The sequence below is a fragment of the Neotabrizicola sp. VNH66 genome, assembly GCF_049445895.1.
Taxonomy (GTDB): domain Bacteria; phylum Pseudomonadota; class Alphaproteobacteria; order Rhodobacterales; family Rhodobacteraceae; genus Pseudogemmobacter.
Map to the genome: position 1 here is coordinate 24417 of NZ_JBMSDW010000025.1, position 17043 is coordinate 41459.

16 protein-coding genes are annotated in these 17043 nt (G+C 65.6%); 8 read left to right on the forward strand and 8 right to left on the reverse strand.

Translation table 11 applies throughout. The annotated features are described in order from the left end of the window. Nucleotides 1-126: 126 nt before the first annotated feature. From ACO2Q5_RS21945 to pyrH, 7 genes are all read right to left on the reverse strand, one after another. Nucleotides 127-267: a hypothetical protein gene (locus tag ACO2Q5_RS21945; protein WP_423295044.1), complete on the reverse strand. Its 141-nt coding sequence runs from the start codon at nucleotides 265-267 to the stop codon at nucleotides 127-129. A gap of 84 nt (nucleotides 268-351) precedes the next feature. Further along, nucleotides 352-1680, reverse strand: a complete 1329-nt coding sequence (gene rseP, locus ACO2Q5_RS21950; RefSeq protein WP_423295046.1) for an RIP metalloprotease RseP — start codon at nucleotides 1678-1680, stop codon at nucleotides 352-354. Beyond that, complete coding sequence (gene dxr / locus ACO2Q5_RS21955) at nucleotides 1680-2870, reverse strand: 1-deoxy-D-xylulose-5-phosphate reductoisomerase (RefSeq protein WP_423295048.1); 1191 nt, start codon at nucleotides 2868-2870, stop codon at nucleotides 1680-1682. The genes rseP and dxr overlap by 1 nt, the downstream gene beginning before the upstream one ends. Nucleotides 2871-2875: 5 nt before the next feature. Then, nucleotides 2876-3685: a phosphatidate cytidylyltransferase gene (locus ACO2Q5_RS21960; RefSeq protein WP_423295050.1), complete on the reverse strand. Its 810-nt coding sequence runs from the start codon at nucleotides 3683-3685 to the stop codon at nucleotides 2876-2878. Then, nucleotides 3682-4410: a polyprenyl diphosphate synthase gene (gene uppS / locus ACO2Q5_RS21965; RefSeq protein WP_423295052.1), complete on the reverse strand. Its 729-nt coding sequence runs from the start codon at nucleotides 4408-4410 to the stop codon at nucleotides 3682-3684. Before uppS ends, ACO2Q5_RS21960 begins: the two co-directional genes overlap by 4 nt. Before the next feature lie 16 nt (nucleotides 4411-4426). Beyond that, nucleotides 4427-4993 (reverse strand): ribosome recycling factor, encoded by a 567-nt coding sequence (gene frr, locus ACO2Q5_RS21970; protein WP_423295054.1) that lies wholly within the window; start codon nucleotides 4991-4993, stop codon nucleotides 4427-4429. Between the two features lie 132 nt (nucleotides 4994-5125). Continuing rightward, nucleotides 5126-5872: a UMP kinase gene (gene pyrH, locus ACO2Q5_RS21975; RefSeq protein ID WP_423295056.1), complete on the reverse strand. Its 747-nt coding sequence runs from the start codon at nucleotides 5870-5872 to the stop codon at nucleotides 5126-5128. A 150-nt stretch (nucleotides 5873-6022) separates the two neighbouring features. On the opposite strand from pyrH, the gene miaA reads away from it, so the two are divergent. The 6 genes from miaA to ACO2Q5_RS22005 all read left to right on the forward strand — a co-directional run bounded on the left by miaA (nucleotide 6023) and on the right by ACO2Q5_RS22005 (nucleotide 14442). Beyond that, nucleotides 6023-6889, forward strand: coding sequence for a tRNA (adenosine(37)-N6)-dimethylallyltransferase MiaA (miaA, locus tag ACO2Q5_RS21980; RefSeq protein ID WP_423295058.1), 867 nt, complete (start codon nucleotides 6023-6025; stop codon nucleotides 6887-6889). 182 nt (nucleotides 6890-7071) lie between these two features. Beyond that, nucleotides 7072-7893 (forward strand): helix-turn-helix domain-containing protein, encoded by an 822-nt coding sequence (locus ACO2Q5_RS21985; RefSeq protein ID WP_423295060.1) that lies wholly within the window; start codon nucleotides 7072-7074, stop codon nucleotides 7891-7893. A 336-nt stretch (nucleotides 7894-8229) separates the two neighbouring features. Next, the gene (locus ACO2Q5_RS21990; protein WP_423295062.1) at nucleotides 8230-9873 is read left to right on the forward strand and encodes an ABC transporter substrate-binding protein; all 1644 of its coding nucleotides are present in this window, start codon (nucleotides 8230-8232) and stop codon (nucleotides 9871-9873) included. Between the two features lie 121 nt (nucleotides 9874-9994). Beyond that, complete coding sequence (locus ACO2Q5_RS21995) at nucleotides 9995-11083, forward strand: ABC transporter permease (protein ID WP_423295064.1); 1089 nt, start codon at nucleotides 9995-9997, stop codon at nucleotides 11081-11083. Nucleotides 11084-11094: 11 nt separating this feature from the next. Next, entirely contained in the window at nucleotides 11095-12258 is a 1164-nt protein-coding gene (locus tag ACO2Q5_RS22000; protein WP_423295066.1) for an ABC transporter permease, read from the forward strand. A 90-nt stretch (nucleotides 12259-12348) separates the two neighbouring features. After that, nucleotides 12349-14442 (forward strand): dipeptide ABC transporter ATP-binding protein, encoded by a 2094-nt coding sequence (locus ACO2Q5_RS22005; protein WP_423295068.1) that lies wholly within the window; start codon nucleotides 12349-12351, stop codon nucleotides 14440-14442. Between the two features lie 151 nt (nucleotides 14443-14593). Here the strand turns inward: ACO2Q5_RS22005 and ACO2Q5_RS22010 are convergent, their stop codons facing one another. Beyond that, entirely contained in the window at nucleotides 14594-15199 is a 606-nt protein-coding gene (locus ACO2Q5_RS22010; RefSeq protein ID WP_423295070.1) for a lytic transglycosylase domain-containing protein, read from the reverse strand. A 245-nt stretch (nucleotides 15200-15444) separates the two neighbouring features. Between ACO2Q5_RS22010 and ssb the strand changes: the two genes are divergently transcribed. Continuing rightward, nucleotides 15445-15975, forward strand: coding sequence for a single-stranded DNA-binding protein (gene ssb, locus ACO2Q5_RS22015; protein ID WP_423295072.1), 531 nt, complete (start codon nucleotides 15445-15447; stop codon nucleotides 15973-15975). 34 nt (nucleotides 15976-16009) lie between these two features. Next, nucleotides 16010-16969, forward strand: a complete 960-nt coding sequence (locus ACO2Q5_RS22020; protein WP_423295074.1) for an acyltransferase family protein — start codon at nucleotides 16010-16012, stop codon at nucleotides 16967-16969. Nucleotides 16970-17043: the final 74 nt, after the last annotated feature.

Consider the following 17043-nt stretch of genomic DNA (forward strand, 5'->3'; position numbering starts at 1 on the left):
ACTTTGGCAGATATGGTATTCCGCCGCGCCAAGGGCTTGCCCACGGATCGGGCGGATACAGCCAAGCGGAAATCCGCCGTGCCCGGGGCGCGGCGGCGGATCCGTGGCAAAAGCCGGGGGTCTGCGTCAGTAGGGCTGCACCAGCGCGCTGCCAAGGAAGGCGCCGGCCAGAAGGCCCAGAACCACGGTGCCCACGGTGAAGATGCGGTCGGCATTCACCTTCCACAGAAGCGACAGGCCGTCGAGCCGGCGAAGGACAAGCTGCATGGGACACCTCTTCAGATGGGTCCGGTCTGTCAGCAGATTGCGGCAGGACTTGGGCGCAAAAATGGCCGGGATGCAAAGAGGGCGTCAGACGCAGGTCACGTCCTGCAGAAGCGCAAAGGCCATCAGCGACAACAGAAGCGTCAGTCCGACGGACATCAGCACCTGCAGCGCCCGGTCCGAGGGCGGCTTGCCCGTCGCCGCCTCATAGGCGTGGAACACCAGATGGCCGCCGTCCAGCACCGGGATCGGGAACAGGTTCAGCAGGCCGATGCCCAGGGACAACACCGCCAGCATCGAGACGAATGAAATCCAGCCATCCTTGGCCGCGTCGCCCATGGTCTCGGCAATGCCGATGACGCCCGACATCGAACAGGTGGACACATCGCCCCGCACCATGTGGTAGAGGCCCGAGAAGGTCATGGTCACCATATCCCACATCTGCGTGGCGGGCAGTGTAAGCGCCTCGGTCAGGGTGGCGGGGCGGGTGGCCATCTCGAAGGTCAGGCCAGAACCCACGCCGATCATCCACTTGTTTTCAAAGCCGTTGCCATCCACCACCGGCACGTCGCGCGGCCGCGGGGTCAGCGTCAGATCGAAGGTCTGCCCGTTTCGCCAGACGACCAGCGGCACCGGCGCCCCGTCCGAATTGAAGACCACATCCTGCAGATCGGCAAAAGTCACCACATCGCGGCCGCCCGCGTTCAGGATCACATCCCCCGCGCGCAGGCCCGCATCCACCGCAGCAGATTTGGGCTGCACCGAGGATATCAGCGCAGGTTGCGGATGCGGCGCCTCGACAGTGGTCTCCTGCCCGTCGCGCAGCACGGTGAAGGCCACCATGGGACTGCGCGGCAGCGCCACCAGCGCCTTGCCAAAGCTTTCACTGTCGGGCGTGGCTGTCCCGTTCAGAGCCAGGATCACGTCGCCCTCACGCAGGGTCTGCGTCTCGGGCAGCGGCGCCAGATGGCTGACGGTGGGTCGGTCGGTCACCACGCCGGTGACCAGCAGAAGCCCCAGCAGAACCGCGAAAGTCAGGATGAAATTCGCCACCGGCCCGGCCAGAACCGTGGCCGCCCGCGCCCAGAGCGGCGCCCCCGCCATGGTGTGGCGCTTTTCCGCGGCCGTCAGCCCGGCGGGCATCTCGGCCGCGCGCACCGATGAGGCATCGGCATCGCCCAGAAACTTCACATAACCGCCGAAGGGAATGGCCGCCACCTGCCAGCGGGTGCCGCGGCGATCGGTGCGGGCAAAAAGCACCGGGCCGAAACCCAGCGAGAAGACCTCGGCATGGATGCCCGACCAGCGGCCGACGATGTAATGGCCGTATTCATGGATCGCCACGATGACCGACAGGGCCAGAACGAAGAACACGACATACCAGACGCCGTTGGTCAGAAACCCAAGGAAATCCATCAGCCCGCTCTCTTCCTGCCCAATGTTTTTGCCGCCTCATCCGCGCGGATCCTTGCCAGATGGTCGGTGGCCAGAACCTCGTCAAGCGAGGTTGCGTCGTTTTGAAGGCCCGGCTCGGCCAAAAGCCGGTCCAGCGTGCGGTCCACCACCGCGGCCATGTCGGTAAACCCGATGCGGCGGTCCAGAAAATGATCAAGCGCCACTTCCTTGGCGGCATTGAAGACGGCACCCACCTTGCCGCCCGCCCGCATCGTCGCCTGCGCCAGCCGCAGCGCAGGGTATCGCATCAGATCCGGCGCCTGAAACGTCAGCTGGCCAAGCGCCACAAGGTCCAGCGGCGCCACCGGCAGGCGTTGCCGGTCGGGCCAGTTCAGCGCGTAACCGATGGCATGGCGCATGTCAGGGCTGCCCATATGGGCCATCACCGCACCGTCGCAGAAGGCCACCATGGAATGCACGATGGATTCGCGGTGGATAACCACCTCGATCTTTTCGGGCGATATTCCGAAGAACTCGCGCGTTTCAATGACTTCCATCGCCTTGTTGAACATGCTGGCCGAATCGACCGTGATCCGCTGCCCCATGGCCCAGTTCGGATGGCGGCAGGCATCGGCCACCGTCGCCTCGGCCAGACGCTCCAGCGGCCAGTCGCGCAGGGCACCTCCGCTGGCGGTCAGGATCATGCGGTCCACCGCCGCGATGGGATCGGGGCCAAGCGCCTGAAAGATCGCCGAATGTTCGCTGTCCACCGGCAGGATGCGCGCGCCATGCGCCGCGGCGGTCGCCAGCAGGAGCCGCCCTGCGGTCACGAGGGATTCCTTGTTGGCCAAGGCCAAAGTGCCGCCATGGCGCAGCGCGGCCAGGCCGGGGGCCAGACCGGCGGCGCCGACGATCGCACTCATCACCCAATCGGCGGGGCGGTCGGCGGCCTCGGTAATGGCCTCTGCCCCGGCCGCGGCCTCGGTCCCGCTGCCCGCCAGCAGGGCGCGCAACTCGTCCAGGCGGGCAGGATCGGCGGTCACCGCCACCTCGGCCCGCAGGTCACGGGCGATCTGTGCCAGACGCACCACATTCTGCCCGCCGGTCACCGCCACCGTGCGATAGGCCGCAGCGCCCCCTGCCCTGAGCACCAGATCGACCGTCTGTTCACCGACCGAGCCGGTGGCGCCGAAAATGGACAGGCTGCGCATAGGACCTAGCCCCTCACGAAGGGCAGGAAAGGAAAGAACGGCTGGATCAGCGTGGCGGCGATCACCGCAAAGGCCAAAGCGTCAAAGCGGTCCATCAGCCCGCCATGTCCTGGGATCAGGTTCGACGCATCCTTGACCCCGGCGCGGCGCTTGATGGCGCTTTCGGCGATGTCGCCCATCTGGCCGGCAAAGGCGATCAGCGGCAGGGCCAGCATCAGACCCGGCGCCCCGTGACCCGCGGCCCAGAACCCCGCCCCCACCAAGGCGGCAGCCAGCCAGCCCGCAACGGTGCCGCTCCATGTCTTTTTCGGGCTGACCTTCGGCCAGAATTTCGGACCGCCCAGAGAACGCCCGGCGAAATAGCCCGCCACATCCGAAGCAACCACCGTCAGCACGATGCACAGCACCGCCTCCAGCCCGACAGACTGGCGCAGGATCACCGTGCAAAGGCCTGTCAGCACGATAACCATCGCATAGGCGGCAAAGATCGCGGAATCGCGGCGCGCCGCCATGACGCCGATCAGCGACGGCAGGAGGAGCAGCGCCAGAGGCCAGGCCGCAGGCACCCAGAGGTTCAGCGCCAGCACACAGGCCGCCAGAACACCCAACAGGATCGAGGCATCATAGCCCTCGCCCGCCGTCATGCGTGACAGTTCCCAAGTCATCAGCCCGGTGACGGCGACGGCCAGCCCGGCCAGCGCCCAGCCCCCGAACCAGACCGCCGCCCCGCCCACGGCCACCATCACAACGGCCGAGGCGATGCGCGGGCCCAGATCGGCCCAGCGGTTCCCGGCGGGCTGCGGCGCCCCGGTCATGCCTTCACCCCGCCGAACCGGCGTTCGCGGTTGGAAAAGCGGCGCAGGATCCCCTCCAGCTCTGCCGGGCTGAAATCGGGCCACAGGGTTTCGGTGAATTCATATTCGGCATAGGCGGCCTGCCACGGCAGGAAGTTCGAGGTCCGCGTCTCGCCGCTGGTGCGGATCACCAGATCCGGATCGGGAATATCCTGAGTGTCCAGCCGCTGCGACAAGGCGGCCTCGGTCAGCGCAGCGGGATCGAACCGGCCCTCGGCCACCTCTATCGCCAAAGCGCGGGCCGCGCGCAGAATCTCGTCCCGACCGCCGTAGTTGATGGCGACGGTCAGGTTCAGCCGGGTCAGATGGGCGGTCTTCGCCTCGATCCCCGACATCAGCCGCTGCAGCCGCGGTGCAAGGCGCGAGCGGTCGCCGATAAAGCGCATCCGCACGCCCTGTGCCGCCATGCTATCGGCCTCGCGCTGGATGTAGCGGGCGAAAATCGACATCAGACCAAGGACTTCCTCGGTCGAACGTTTCCAGTTCTCGGTCGAGAAGGCGTAAAGCGTCATCCAGCGGATGCCCATGTCGGGCGCAAGATGGACGATTTCCTTCACCCGCTCGGCCCCTTTGCGGTGCCCCACCAGCCGCGGCCAGCCGCGTTTGGTCGCCCATCTGCCGTTGCCATCCATGATGATGGCAACGTGGCTTGCCGTGCGGGGTGCTGCCGAGGTTTCGGTCGCCATTCCGGCCGTCCCCCGCCTAGACCTGCATGATCTCGTGCTGTTTCGCTTCCAGAGTCTGATCGACGAGCTTGATGAACTTGTCGGTCAGTTCCTGCACCTCGTCCTCCCAGAACTTGGCATCGTCTTCGGACAGGTTCTTGGCCTTGGCCTTCTTGATCTGGTCCATGCCGTCGCGGCGCAGGTTGCGGATCGCCACCTTGCCATGTTCGGCATATTGCGCGGCGACCTTGGTCAGCTCCTTGCGGCGCTGTTCGTTCAGTTCGGGGATCGGCAGCATGATGATCGTGCCGTTGGTCTGCGGGTTGATGCCAAGGCCCGACTCGCGGATCGCCTTTTCCACCTTGCTGACCATGCCCTTGTCCCAGACGTTGATGGTGACCATCCGCGGTTCCGGCACGTTCACCGTGCCCAGCTGGTTGATCGGCGTGTTCTGGCCATAGGCTTCGACATGGATCGGCTCCAGCATCGCGCCCGAGGCACGGCCGGTGCGCAGCGAGGCGAATTCCGTGCGCAGCGCGGCAATGGCGCCTTCCATCCGGCGCGTCAGGTCATCGGTGTCGAGCATGAACTCTTCGGTCGACATCAGGTCATTCCCCGGGTTCGGCCCGCCGGGTCAGGCGGGGATTTCGGCCCGTATAAGCGCAAACGGGCAAAAGGTATAGTAGGGCGGGGGTTTCCCGCCCTCTGGTTCGCGCGCCAAAGGCGCGCAACGGCCTCAGGCGTGGACGGTAGTATAGGTGCCCTGCCCCGCCAGAATCGTGCGGAAACCGCCCGGTTCGTCCAGGCTGAAGACGATGATCGGCAGCTTGTTGTCGCGCGCCAGCGCGATCGCGGTGGCGTCCATCACGCCCAGATGCTTTTCCAGAGCTTCGTCATAGGAGACCCGCTCATACCGCTTGGCATCGGCATGCTTCTTCGGGTCCTTGTCATAGACGCCATCGACCTTGGTGCCCTTGAACACCGCCTCGCAGCCCATTTCGCTGGCCCGCAGGGTGGCCGCGGTGTCAGTGGTGAAATAGGGGTTGCCGGTGCCCGCGGCGAAGATGACCACACGCTTCTTCTCAAGGTGGCGGACGGCGCGGCGGCGGATATAGGGCTCACAGACCTGATCCATCGGGATGGCGCTGATCACCCTTGTGAAGACGCCCACCTGTTCCAGCGCCGATTGCATGGCAAGGGCGTTCATCACGGTGGCGAGCATGCCCATGTAATCGGCCGTGGTCCGCTCCATCCCCTGGGCGCTGCCGGCCAGGCCGCGGAAGATATTGCCGCCGCCGATGACCATGCAGACCTCGACGCCGGCCTCCTGCACCGCCTTCACCTCGGCGGCGATGCGGGCGACGGTGGGCGGATGCAGGCCATAGCCCTGATCGCCCATCAGCGCCTCGCCCGAGATTTTCAGCATGACCCGGGCGTATTTCATGGCCGGGTCGAGCCCGGGCTTCAAGCTGGTGCTGGACATGGGATTCCCCGTATTTCGACTGTCTCTTGGATCGGCGCGCAAAATGCGGGAAAACGGCGGCGGGTTCAACCGCAGAAGCGGGGGCGCTGCCCCCGTCCGCCCAGGGGGCGGACTCCCCCGGGATATTTGCGCCAGTATGAAAGGGCAAAGGTGCGGCCTCTGGACAGCATATCGCGCGAGGCGCCGGTTCTGATCGCAGGCCCCACGGCCAGCGGAAAATCGGCGCTGGCGATGGATCTGGCCGCGCGCGACGGGCGGCTGATCGTCAATGCCGATGCCTTGCAGGTCTATGCGAACTGGCGTGTCCTGACCGCGCGGCCCACGGCCGCAGAAGAGGCGGCGCTGCCCCATGCGCTTTATGGTCATGTGGCGCGGGATCAGGACTGGTCGGTCGGCCACTGGCTGCGGGCGGTGGCGGGGCTTCTGGACCGGCCTGTGGTGATCGTGGGCGGGACGGGCCTTTACTTCATGGCGCTGACCGAGGGGCTGGCCGAAATCCCCCCCGTGCCGCCGGAGGTGCGGGCCGAGGGCGATGCTTTGCGCGCGGCGGATTTCCCGGCAATGCTGGCGGCTTTGGATGCGGCCACTTTGGCCCGGATCGACCGGCAGAACCCGGCGCGGGTACAGCGCGCGTGGGAGGTGTTGCGCGCCACCGGGCGCGGGCTGGCGCAATGGCAGGCCGACACGCCCGCGCCGCTTTTGCCGCGCGCGGGGGCCGAGGCGCTGGTGCTGCGGCCTGAGGTGGGCTGGCTGGACGACAGGATTGCCCGGCGGTTTGCCCAGATGCTGGCGCAAGGCGCGCTGAAGGAGGCGCGGGCGGAACTGCCGCATTGGGACCCCGCGCGGCCCTCCTCCCGCGCGATCGGCGCGCCGGAGCTGATCGCCCATCTGCGGGGCCAGGTGACGCTGGAAGAGGCGGCCACGGCGGCCACCTTGGCCTCGCGCCAATATGCCAAGCGGCAGCGGACGTGGTTCCGCGCCCGGATGGGCAACTGGCGGGCGCTGGATCTGCCTTGAAATTGCCGCTGAATTTCGCCCGACCGTTGCCGTCCCGCCACGGCGGCGGGTGATCCACAGAGATATTCACAGCTTTCCGCCAAAGCTGTGGACAACTTTACCGCATTGCCATCATTTTGCTTTGGTTTTCGTGGCATGGCCGCATAACCTCAGGTTGAGACCGAACGGATCCCGCCCCCCCTATGCCCGCCCCCATATCCTCCCCCGGCCCAGACCTCTCGTCGCTGTCCCAGCTGCGCCTTGTCGCCATTCCGCGGCTTGCCGCCGGTGGCCGCTGGCGGGTGGAGGCGATGCGCTCTCTGTCGGAACCCTGCTTCCTGTGGTTCACCAAGGGACAGGGGCGGATCACCCTGCAGGGCACGACCCGGGGCTATACCGCGCATAACGGGATTTTCATTCCGGCCGGCGTGATGCACGGATTCGAGGCCGGACCGAATGTGTTCGGCACTGCGGTGTTCTTCGGGCGCGACTGCAATGTGACGCTGCCGGCCACGCCGTTGCATCTTCGCATACGCGAGGTGCATGCCCAGCAGGAGCTGAACGTTCTTCTGGACAGCATCCAGCGCGAGATGAATTCGGACATTCCCGCGCATGACCGCGCGACCCGGCATTATCTGGGCCTTCTGGGGGTCTGGCTGGAACGGCAGGGCCGCAAGGCGGAGCCCGAGACGCCGAAGCCCGACGCCACCCGGCGGCTGGTCGCGCGCTATACCGCGCTTCTGGAGCGGGATTTCAAATCGGGCATGGGGGTTGCGGATTTTGCCGCCGCCCTTGGCGTGACCCCCACCCACCTGACGCGCTGCTGCAAGGCGACCTGCGGGCGCCCGGCCAGTGCGCTGCTGCAGGACCGCCGCATCTTTGAGGCGCGGCGCCTGTTGTCGGAAACCAAGATTCCGGTGAACCACATCGCCACCAGCCTTGGCTTCAATTCCGCAGCCTATTTCACCCGTGCCTTCCAGCATCTGACCGGAAAATCACCGACGGCCTTCCGCCGTCAGGCCTGACAGCCGCGGAACGCGGTGTCGGAAACGGGCGCGGCTTTGCCGCCCCTCGCAGGGTTGACCCTGCGTCCTTGGCATGACAAACGTCTGTTTGCGACACAATGTGTCGTAAAATACTCATTTCGATGCGTGTGCCTTGAGCGGCCATGTCGCAAATGCGTCATGATCTGTCTGCCATGAACATTGACGCCCGGGATGAAAAGGTGCGGAATATCCCTACTATGGGAAACAAGCCGTCCGGACGAGATCCGGCGCCCTTGGGGGTGAACCGGCGGCCCGCATTCGCGTTGTGGCGGCCCATCCCGGGCCGTGAACCGAACCTCACAGGGAGACTGACGGATGACCAGCAAGACCGAGGCCAGCCACCTGCACCCGGCGGCCCAGATGTATGCTGAAGAATGCCGCGCGGGCGTGCTCAGCCGGCGCGAGTTTCTGGCGCGCAGCACCGCGCTTGGCGTGGCGGTGCCGCTGGCCTACGGGCTGATCGGAATGGATGCCCCGGCCCTGGCGCAGGAGACCCCCACCCCGGGCGGTACCCTGCGCATGTCGATGGAACTGAAGGCGCTGAAGGATCCGCGCACCGCCGACTGGAGCCAGATCGCCAACTTCACCCGCGGCTGGCTGGAATATCTGGTCGAATACAATAATGACGGCACGATCCGCGGCATGCTGCTGGAAAGCTGGGAGACCAATGACGACGCGACCGAATACACCATGAAGGTGCGTCCGGGCGTGAAATGGTCGAACGGCGACGACTTCACCGCCGAGGATGTGGCCCATAACTTCACCCGCTGGGCCGATGGCAATGTCGAGGGCAACTCGATGTCCGCCCGGATGAGCGGCATTCAGGATGCCGCCACCAAATCCGTGCGCCCCGATGCGATGGAAGTGGTCGATCCGCTGACGCTGAAGCTGAAGCTCAGCCAGCCCGATATCGCGCTGATCGCCTCCTGCGCTGACTATCCGGCTGCCGTCGTTCACAAAAGCTATGACAACGGCGACCCGCTTGCCTCGCCCGGGACCGGCCCGTTCAAGCCGGAAAGCTTTGAGACGGGCGTGAAGGCGGTTCTGGTTAAGGCCGATCAGCCCTGGTGGGGCACCGAGGTCTACGGCGGCCCCTATCTGGACCGCGTGGAGTATTACGACCTCGGCACCGATACCTCGGCCTGGGTTGCGGCGGCCGGTTCGGGCGAAATCGACGCGACCTATCAGACCGTGGGCGAATTCATCGACGTGCTGGACGGGATGGGCTGGACCAAGTCCGAGGCGACCACCGCGGCCACGCTCGCCGTGCGCTTCAACCAGCTGGCCGAGGAATACAAGGATGTGAACGTCCGCAAGGCGTTGCAGATGGCCGTGGACAATTCGGTCGTGCTGGAGCTGGGCTATTCCGGTCTGGGCAAGGTGGCGGAAAACCACCACGTCTGCCCGATCCACCCGGAATATGCCGAACTGCCGCCGCTGGTCGTCGACCCGGCCGCGGCCAAGCAGATGATCGCCGATGCCGGCCGCGCCGATTTCGAGTTCGAGCTGATCTCGCTGGACGATGACTGGCAAGCCGCCACCTGCGACGCCATCGCCGCCCAGATCCGTGATGCGGGCATCAAGATCAAGCGCACGGTTCTGCCGGGGTCGACCTTCTGGAACGACTGGACGAAATATCCGTTCAGCGCGACGGAGTGGAACATGCGTCCGCTTGGGGTGCAGGTTCTGGCCACCGCCTACAAATCAGGCGAGGCCTGGAACGAAAGCGCCTTCTCGAACGAGGAGTTCGACGCCAAGCTGGCCGAGGCGCTGGCCATCGCCGATGCGGACAAGCGGCGCGTGGTGATGAAGCGGCTGGAAGAGATCATGCAGGAACAGGGCGTCCTGATCCAGTCCTACTGGCGCTCGCTCTACCGCCACACCGACCCCAAGGTCCGCGGCTGCGAAATGCATGCGACCTTTGAGCATCACCAGTACAAATGGTGGATCGCCGCCTGATCCGGCCTGACGGGAGGGGGCACGTGCCCCCTCTCTTTCCTCCTCATTCCCGTCCGGCCCGTCCAGCCCGCCGGGACCCCAGCCAATCCGCCGCCTTCCCTGACCCGGAAGAGGAGAAGCCATGCTTGCCTTCGTGCTGCGTCGCCTTGGGGTGATGGTCCTGACCGCGCTTGCGCTGACCTTCATCGTGTTCTGGCTGACCAACCTGCCGCCCAATCTGGAAAAGCTGGCCAAATCCGAAGGCTCGGTCCGGATGGCCGACGATGCCGTGACCAGCTGGCTGGAACGCAACGGCCACACCGGCCCGATGATCTATCGCTACGGCCAGTGGCTGGGCGTGGTTCCGGGCTGGACCTTCACGGACGCCGCGAAGGGCACGGTCACCGGCCGCTGTTTCGCCGCCGGAGAGGACCCGGCCACCGCCGCCCGCTTCTGCGGCATCCTGCAGGGCAACTGGGGCTGGTCCACCGTCTTCAAACAGACCGTCGCCGATGTGCTGGGCCGCAGCCTGAGCCTGACCGGATGGCTGATGCTCTGGGTCATGATCGTGATGGTGCCGACCGCGCTGATCATCGGCGTGCTTGCGGGCATGAACGAGGGGTCGCGCACCGACCGGGTGCTGTCCACCTTTGCCATCGCCACCACCGCCACGCCGGAATATGTCTCGGGCGTGATCTTCATCGCGCTGTTCGCCAGCGCCACGGCGGGCATTTCGCCCTGGCTGGCCGAAATGGGCTGGATTTCCGGCAAGACACTGTTCCAGGGCACCGCCACCAGCGCGATGGACAAGATCACCTTCTGGAACTTTGCCCTGCCCGTCCTGACCATCGCGCTTTACGGCATCGGCTATATCGCCCGGATGACCCGCGCCTCGATGACCGAGGTGATGACCCAGCAATATATCCGCACCGCCCGGCTGAAGGGGGTGCGCTTCCGCGACGTGGTGTTCCGCCATGCCTTGCGCAATGCGCTGATCGCGCCCTTCACCGTGATCATGCTGCAGTTCCCCTGGCTGCTGAACGGCGTGGTCATCGTGGAGACGCTGTTCAACTACAAGGGCTTTGGCTGGACCCTGGTGCAGGCCGCGGGGAACAATGACATTCCCCTTCTCCTCGGCTGCTCGGTCGTGGCCGTCTTCGTCGTTCTCGTGACGCAGCTGATCTCGGACATCGGCTACGTCTTCCTCAACCCCCGCATCCGCCTGGCCTGAGGAGAGACGCGATGGAAGATCTGTCCTGGCCCGCCATCATCGGCCGCGTGATCTGGCAATTCTGGCCGGTCTGGGCGGCGCTGGCGGTCACCTTCATGCTGTCGATGCGCTACAAGCGGCGGCTGGGACTTTACGGCAAGCTGTTTGATTCCTCGGTGGGGATGATCGGCTTCGCCCTGGTGATGTTCTGGGCCTTCACCGCGCTTTTCGCCCATCTGATCATCACCCATGACCCGCTGACGCAGCTGTCGGGGCTGAAGAATGCGCTCCCTGGCGCCGCCCTGCCCGCCCCGGGCGAGAACAGCTATCCGTGGTATCTGTTCGGCGGCGACAGCCGGGCCCGCGACGTGTTCAGCCGCATGGTGATGGGCGCGCGCGACGTGCTGAAGATCGCGCCTGCCGCCACGCTCTTCGCCTTCATGGTGGGGATCACCCTTGGCCTGCCCGCGGGCTATTTCGCCGGACGCTTCGACACGCTGCTGTCCTTCCTGGCCAACCTCGTCCTCGCCTTCCCCGTCATCCTGCTGTTCTACCTGCTGGTGACGCCGGAAATCGTGGCGACCGGCATCCCGGTCTATTTCGCCGCCGTGCTGTTCCTGTTCCCGGTGGTGTTCCTTGCCGTGCTGTTCCAGTCGCGGTTCCGCACCGACCCGGCCAAGCGCAACCTCTATGTCGGGCTGGTGCTCGTCTTCGGGCTCTGGGCCTATTCCGGGCTGGCCTTCAACGCCGACCCGACCGGCCTCTGGGCGATGGACCCGAACCTTCTGAATGTCTTCGTCTCGGTGGTCTTCGTGAACTCGCCCGGCGTCTTCCGCATCGTCCGCGGCCTTGTCATGGACATCAAGGCGCGCGACTATGTAGCCGCCGGCCAGACCCGCGGCGAAAGCCCGTGGTATATCATGCTGTGGGAAATCCTGCCCAATGCCCGCGGCCCGCTGATCGTCGATTTCTGCCTGCGGATCGGCTACACCACCATCCTCCTCGGCACGCTCGGCTTCTTCGGCCTCGGCGTGTCGCCCGAAAGCCCCGACTGGGGATCGACCATCAACGACGGGCGCAAGCTTCTGGGCATCTATCCCCATGCCGCCGTCGTCCCCGCGCTTGCCCTCATGAGCCTCGTCCTCGGCCTGAACCTCCTCGCCGATGGCTTGCGCGAAGAAAGCCTGAAGGACTGATGAAGCTGCACCCTGCCGCATTCATCTGTTCATAAATATCCCGGGGTCCGGGGCAGCGCCCCGGTCCGCCCTCAGCCAAAGGAGACACCCATGGCCGATGCGACCACATCCTGGGACCCCAGCCAGCCGATCCTTGAAATCGAGAATCTCTCGATTTCCTTCTTCACCCGGCTGCGTGAAATCCCTGCGGTGATGGATTTCTCCTGCATCGTCCGCGCGGGCGAGGCGATGGGGCTGGTGGGCGAAAGCGGCTGCGGCAAATCCACCGTGGCGCTGGCCGTCATGCGCGACCTTGGCCGCAACGGGCGCATCACCGGCGGCTCGATCAAGTTCAAGGGCCGCGACCTGACCCATATGACCGCCGATCAGCTGCGCACGATCCGCGGGTCCGAGATCGCGATGATCTATCAGGAGCCGATGGCCAGCCTGAACCCGGCGATGAAGATCGGTGCACAACTGGCCGAAGTGCCGATGATCCATCAGGGCATGGCCAGGGCCGAAGCGTGGAACCTCGCCCGCCAGATCGTCGCCGATGTGCGCCTGCCCGATCCTGACCGGATGCTGAACTCCTATCCGCATCAGCTTTCGGGCGGCCAGCAGCAGCGCATCGTCATCGCCATGGCGCTGATGGCGCGGCCCGCGCTGCTGATCCTCGATGAACCCACCACCGCGCTGGATGTGACGGTAGAGGCCGGGATCGTCGATCTGGTCAAGGATCTCGGCCAGAAATACGGCACCTCGATGCTGTTCATCAGCCACAACCTCGGCCTCGTCCTGGAAGTCTGTGACCGCATCACCGTGATGTATTCGGGCGAGGCGGTAGAGACCGGCAATGTCGCCGAAGTCTTCACCGAAATGCGCCACCCCTATACGCAGGCCCTGTTCCGCGCAATCCCGCTGCCGGGTGCCGACAAGAACGCGCGCCCGCTGATCGCCATTCCCGGCAATTTCCCCCTGCCGCATGAACGCCCCCGGGGCTGCAATTTCGGCCCGCGCTGCGATTATTTTCAGGCCGGGCGCTGCGACGCGGCCGAGGTGCCGATGGAACCCGTGCCAGGCCTGACGCGGCATGAAACCCGCTGCCTCCGCTGGGATGAGATCGACTGGGCAGCCCCGCCCACCCATGCCAATACCCGCGAAAAGCGCCCCCCGGGCGAGGTCGTCCTGCGGATGGAAGACCTGCGCAAATACTATGAGATTTCCACCGGCGCCTTCGGGGGCGGCCTGACCAAGGTCGTCAAGGCCAATGAAACGCTCAGCTTTGAGGCCCGCGCGGGCGAGACGCTGGCCATCGTCGGCGAATCCGGCTGCGGCAAATCCACCTTCGCCAAGGTGCTGATGGGGCTGGAGACCGCCACCTCGGGCCATATCATGCTGTTCGACGAGAATGTGCAGTCGACGCCGATCCAGAAACGCGGCGCCGATACCATCTCCAAGGTGCAAATGGTGTTCCAGAACCCGTTCGACACCCTGAACCCCTCGATGACCGTCGGCCGCCAGATCATCCGCGCGCTGGAGGTGTTCGGCTGGGGCAAATCCGATGCCGAACGGTCGCAGCGCATGCTGGAGCTTCTCGACCTCGTGAAACTGCCGCGCGCCTTTGCCGAACGGATGCCGCGGCAGCTGTCGGGCGGTCAGAAGCAGCGCGTCGGCATCGCCCGCGCCTTTGCCGGCGGCGCCAAGGTGGTGGTGGCGGATGAGCCGGTCTCGGCCCTCGATGTCTCGGTACAGGCCGCCGTCACCGATCTCCTGATGGACATCCAGCGCGACAACGGCACCACGCTTCTCTTCATCAGCCACGACCTGTCGATCGTGCGCTACCTCTCGGACCGGGTCATGGTCATGTATCTGGGCCATGTGGTCGAGATGGGGACGACCGATCAGGTCTTCGCGCCACCCTACCACCCCTATACCGAGGCGTTGCTGTCCGCGGTGCCGATCGCCGACCCCAATGTCGAGAAAAAGCACATCGTGCTGGAGGGAGAGATCCCCTCCGCCATGAACCCGCCCCCTGGCTGCCCGTTCCAGACCCGCTGCCGGTGGAAATCACAGGTGCCCGGCGGATTGTGCGAACGCGAGGTGCCGCCGGTACAGGTGCTGGCAGGCGGACACAGCATCAAATGCCATCTCGCGCCGGAGATCCTTGCCGGCATGGAGCCCGTGATCACCATCGCGGCGGAATAAAGAAAGTCCCGGCATGCCGGGACTTGCCTCCGGCGGGGATATTTTTGCCAGTATGAAACCGCAAAGGTCTTTCATACTGGGCCAAATATCCCGGGGGGAGTCCGCAGGACGGGGGGCAGCGCCCCCCTGCGCGGCTGCGGCAGAGGCGCGTTCAGCCCAGAATAGCCTTCACATAGCCCTCGGTCTCGGCATAGGGCGGCACGCCATCGTATTTCTCGACCGCGCCCGGGCCTGCGTTATAGGCGGCCAGCGCCAGTTTCCATGTGCCGAATTTGTCATACATCATCTTGAGGTAGCGCGCGCCGCCTTCCAGATTCTGATGCGGATCGTCGATATCCACGCCCAGCTTCTTGGCGGTCGCAGGCATCAGCTGCGCAAGGCCGGTGGCACCTTTCGGGCTGACCGCGCCGGGATTCCAGCCGGATTCCTGCTGGACCAGCCGCAGGAACAGGTCTTCGGGAATACCGTGCTTGCGCGCCAGATCCTTGGCGACCTGCAGATATTCGCCCTTGTAGCTGCCCTTGTAGCGCGGCACGTCGGCCGAAGCCTCGGCCGTGTCGCCCTTCTTGTATTTCGGCGTCAGCTTGGTCGAGCCGCTGTATTGCTTTGACAGTTTGCCATCCAGAAGATCGCTCTGGGATTCGAAGATCGCCAGCCGCGATTTGGACGAACCGGACAGCTTCAGCCCCTCGGCCAGCGCGGGGGACGCCGTGGCGGCGGCCAATGTCATCACAAGCGAAAGCCCTGCGCGCCTCATGCGGAAATCCCGGCTGTTGCACAATCCGGGGGATCATACGGAACGGCGCCGCTTTTTCCAGCGCGGATTTTCCCCACCCGCGGGGCCCTCTGCCCGGAAAACCGGCGGAACGCCGCCGATGCCACCCCGGTTGCAGCCGCGCGGACCGCCGCGTATATCCCGGTCAGCGGCGGCCGCTGGAGGCCGCAAAAGACAGTGTTAACCTTGTCTGAGGCAAGGTCGGCACGGGAATCAGGAGGCGTGGCATGGCAGGTTCGGTCAACAAGGTGATTCTCATCGGGAACCTCGGCCGCGACCCGGAGGTGCGCAGCTTCCAGAACGGCGGCAAAGTGGTGAACCTGCGCATCGCCACCTCGGAAACCTGGCGCGACCGTGCAAGCGGCGAACGCAAGGAGCGGACCGAATGGCATTCGGTCGCGATCTTCAACGAACCGCTGGCCAAGATTGCTGAGCAATATCTGCGCAAAGGCAGCACGGTCTATATCGAAGGCCAGCTGGAAACCCGCAAATGGCAGGACCAGTCCGGGCAGGAGCGTTACACGACCGAGGTGGTGCTGCGCCCCTACTCCGGCAACCTGACCCTGCTGGGCGGCCGCGGCGAAGGCGGCGGCGGCGCTGCCTCGGGCGGTTACGATGACCGCGGCGGCTATGACGACCGCGGCAGTGCCGGGGGCTATGGCGGCGGTGGCGGTGGCGGCTCGTCCTCCTCTTCTTCGGGCAGCCGGGGCGGCCAAAGCAGCCCCCGCAACGATCTGGATGATGACATTCCGTTCTGAGCCGGGCTGAGGCCGCTGCGACAGGGAGATAATCTTGCCCCCGGAGCGCAGCGCCCCCGGACGTAACCTTGCGGTCGATCTGGTCAAGCTTGCCCTGGCGATGATGGTGGTCGGCATCCATGCCGATCCCTTCGATGGTCTGGGCCGCATGGTGCATCTCCTGACCGCCGAGGGCCTGTTCCGGCTGGGCGTGCCGGTCTTTCTGATCTTCAGCGGCTATTACCTGCATGATGCCGTTCTGGCCGGGCGCGGGCGCAGCTGGCTGTGGCGGGTGCTGCGGCTTTATGCCGTGTGGATGGCGCTGTATCTGCCCGTCTACTGGCCCTTATTGCCCGGCTTCACCCCGGGCGAGGCAATGCGCTTTTTCGTCTTCGGCTACTGGCACCTGTGGTATCTCGCGGGGCTTTTCATGGCCGGCGCCGTTCTGGTGCCGCTGACGGGGCAAAGCACGCGGCGGCTTCTGGTGCTGGCCGGGGCGAGTTTCGGGCTGGGGCTGCTCCTCTCCTGGGGGCTGATGCTGGGCCTTTTCACCGCACCCGGCGCCTTTCAGGACCCGTTACACCTGAACCGCAATCCGCTGGTCCTGTCGCTCCCCTGCCTGATCGCAGGTTTCGTGATCCGCCGCGAAGGGCTGGCCGAACGGTTGTCGCCGAAGACCGTCCGCATTGCTGCGGTGGCGGGGGTGCTGCTTTTGTGCGGGGAGACGCTGGCGCTTGGCCTTCTGCCGCGCGGCCTGCCGCATGATCTGATGGCCAGCCTTGCACTGGCCGCGCCCGCGCTGGCGCTGGCCGCGCTGCAATCCCCCCGGCGCCACGCCAGCCGTGCCCTGTCGGACCAGTCCGGCGGCATCTATTTCCTGCATGTGGCCTTTGTCGCACTGGCCTTCCGCTATACCGACCTGCCCTCGCCCGTGGTCTGGCTCTGGGCGGTGTGCGGCTCCGCCGCGCTGGCCTTCGTGCTCAGCCGCACGGGGCTTGCGCGCTATCTGTTCTGAGCCGTGGCGTGGGCCACTGGACCTTGGCCCCGGGTTTCCCTATATATTCGGTCAACAACCCTCCCCAGCCGCAG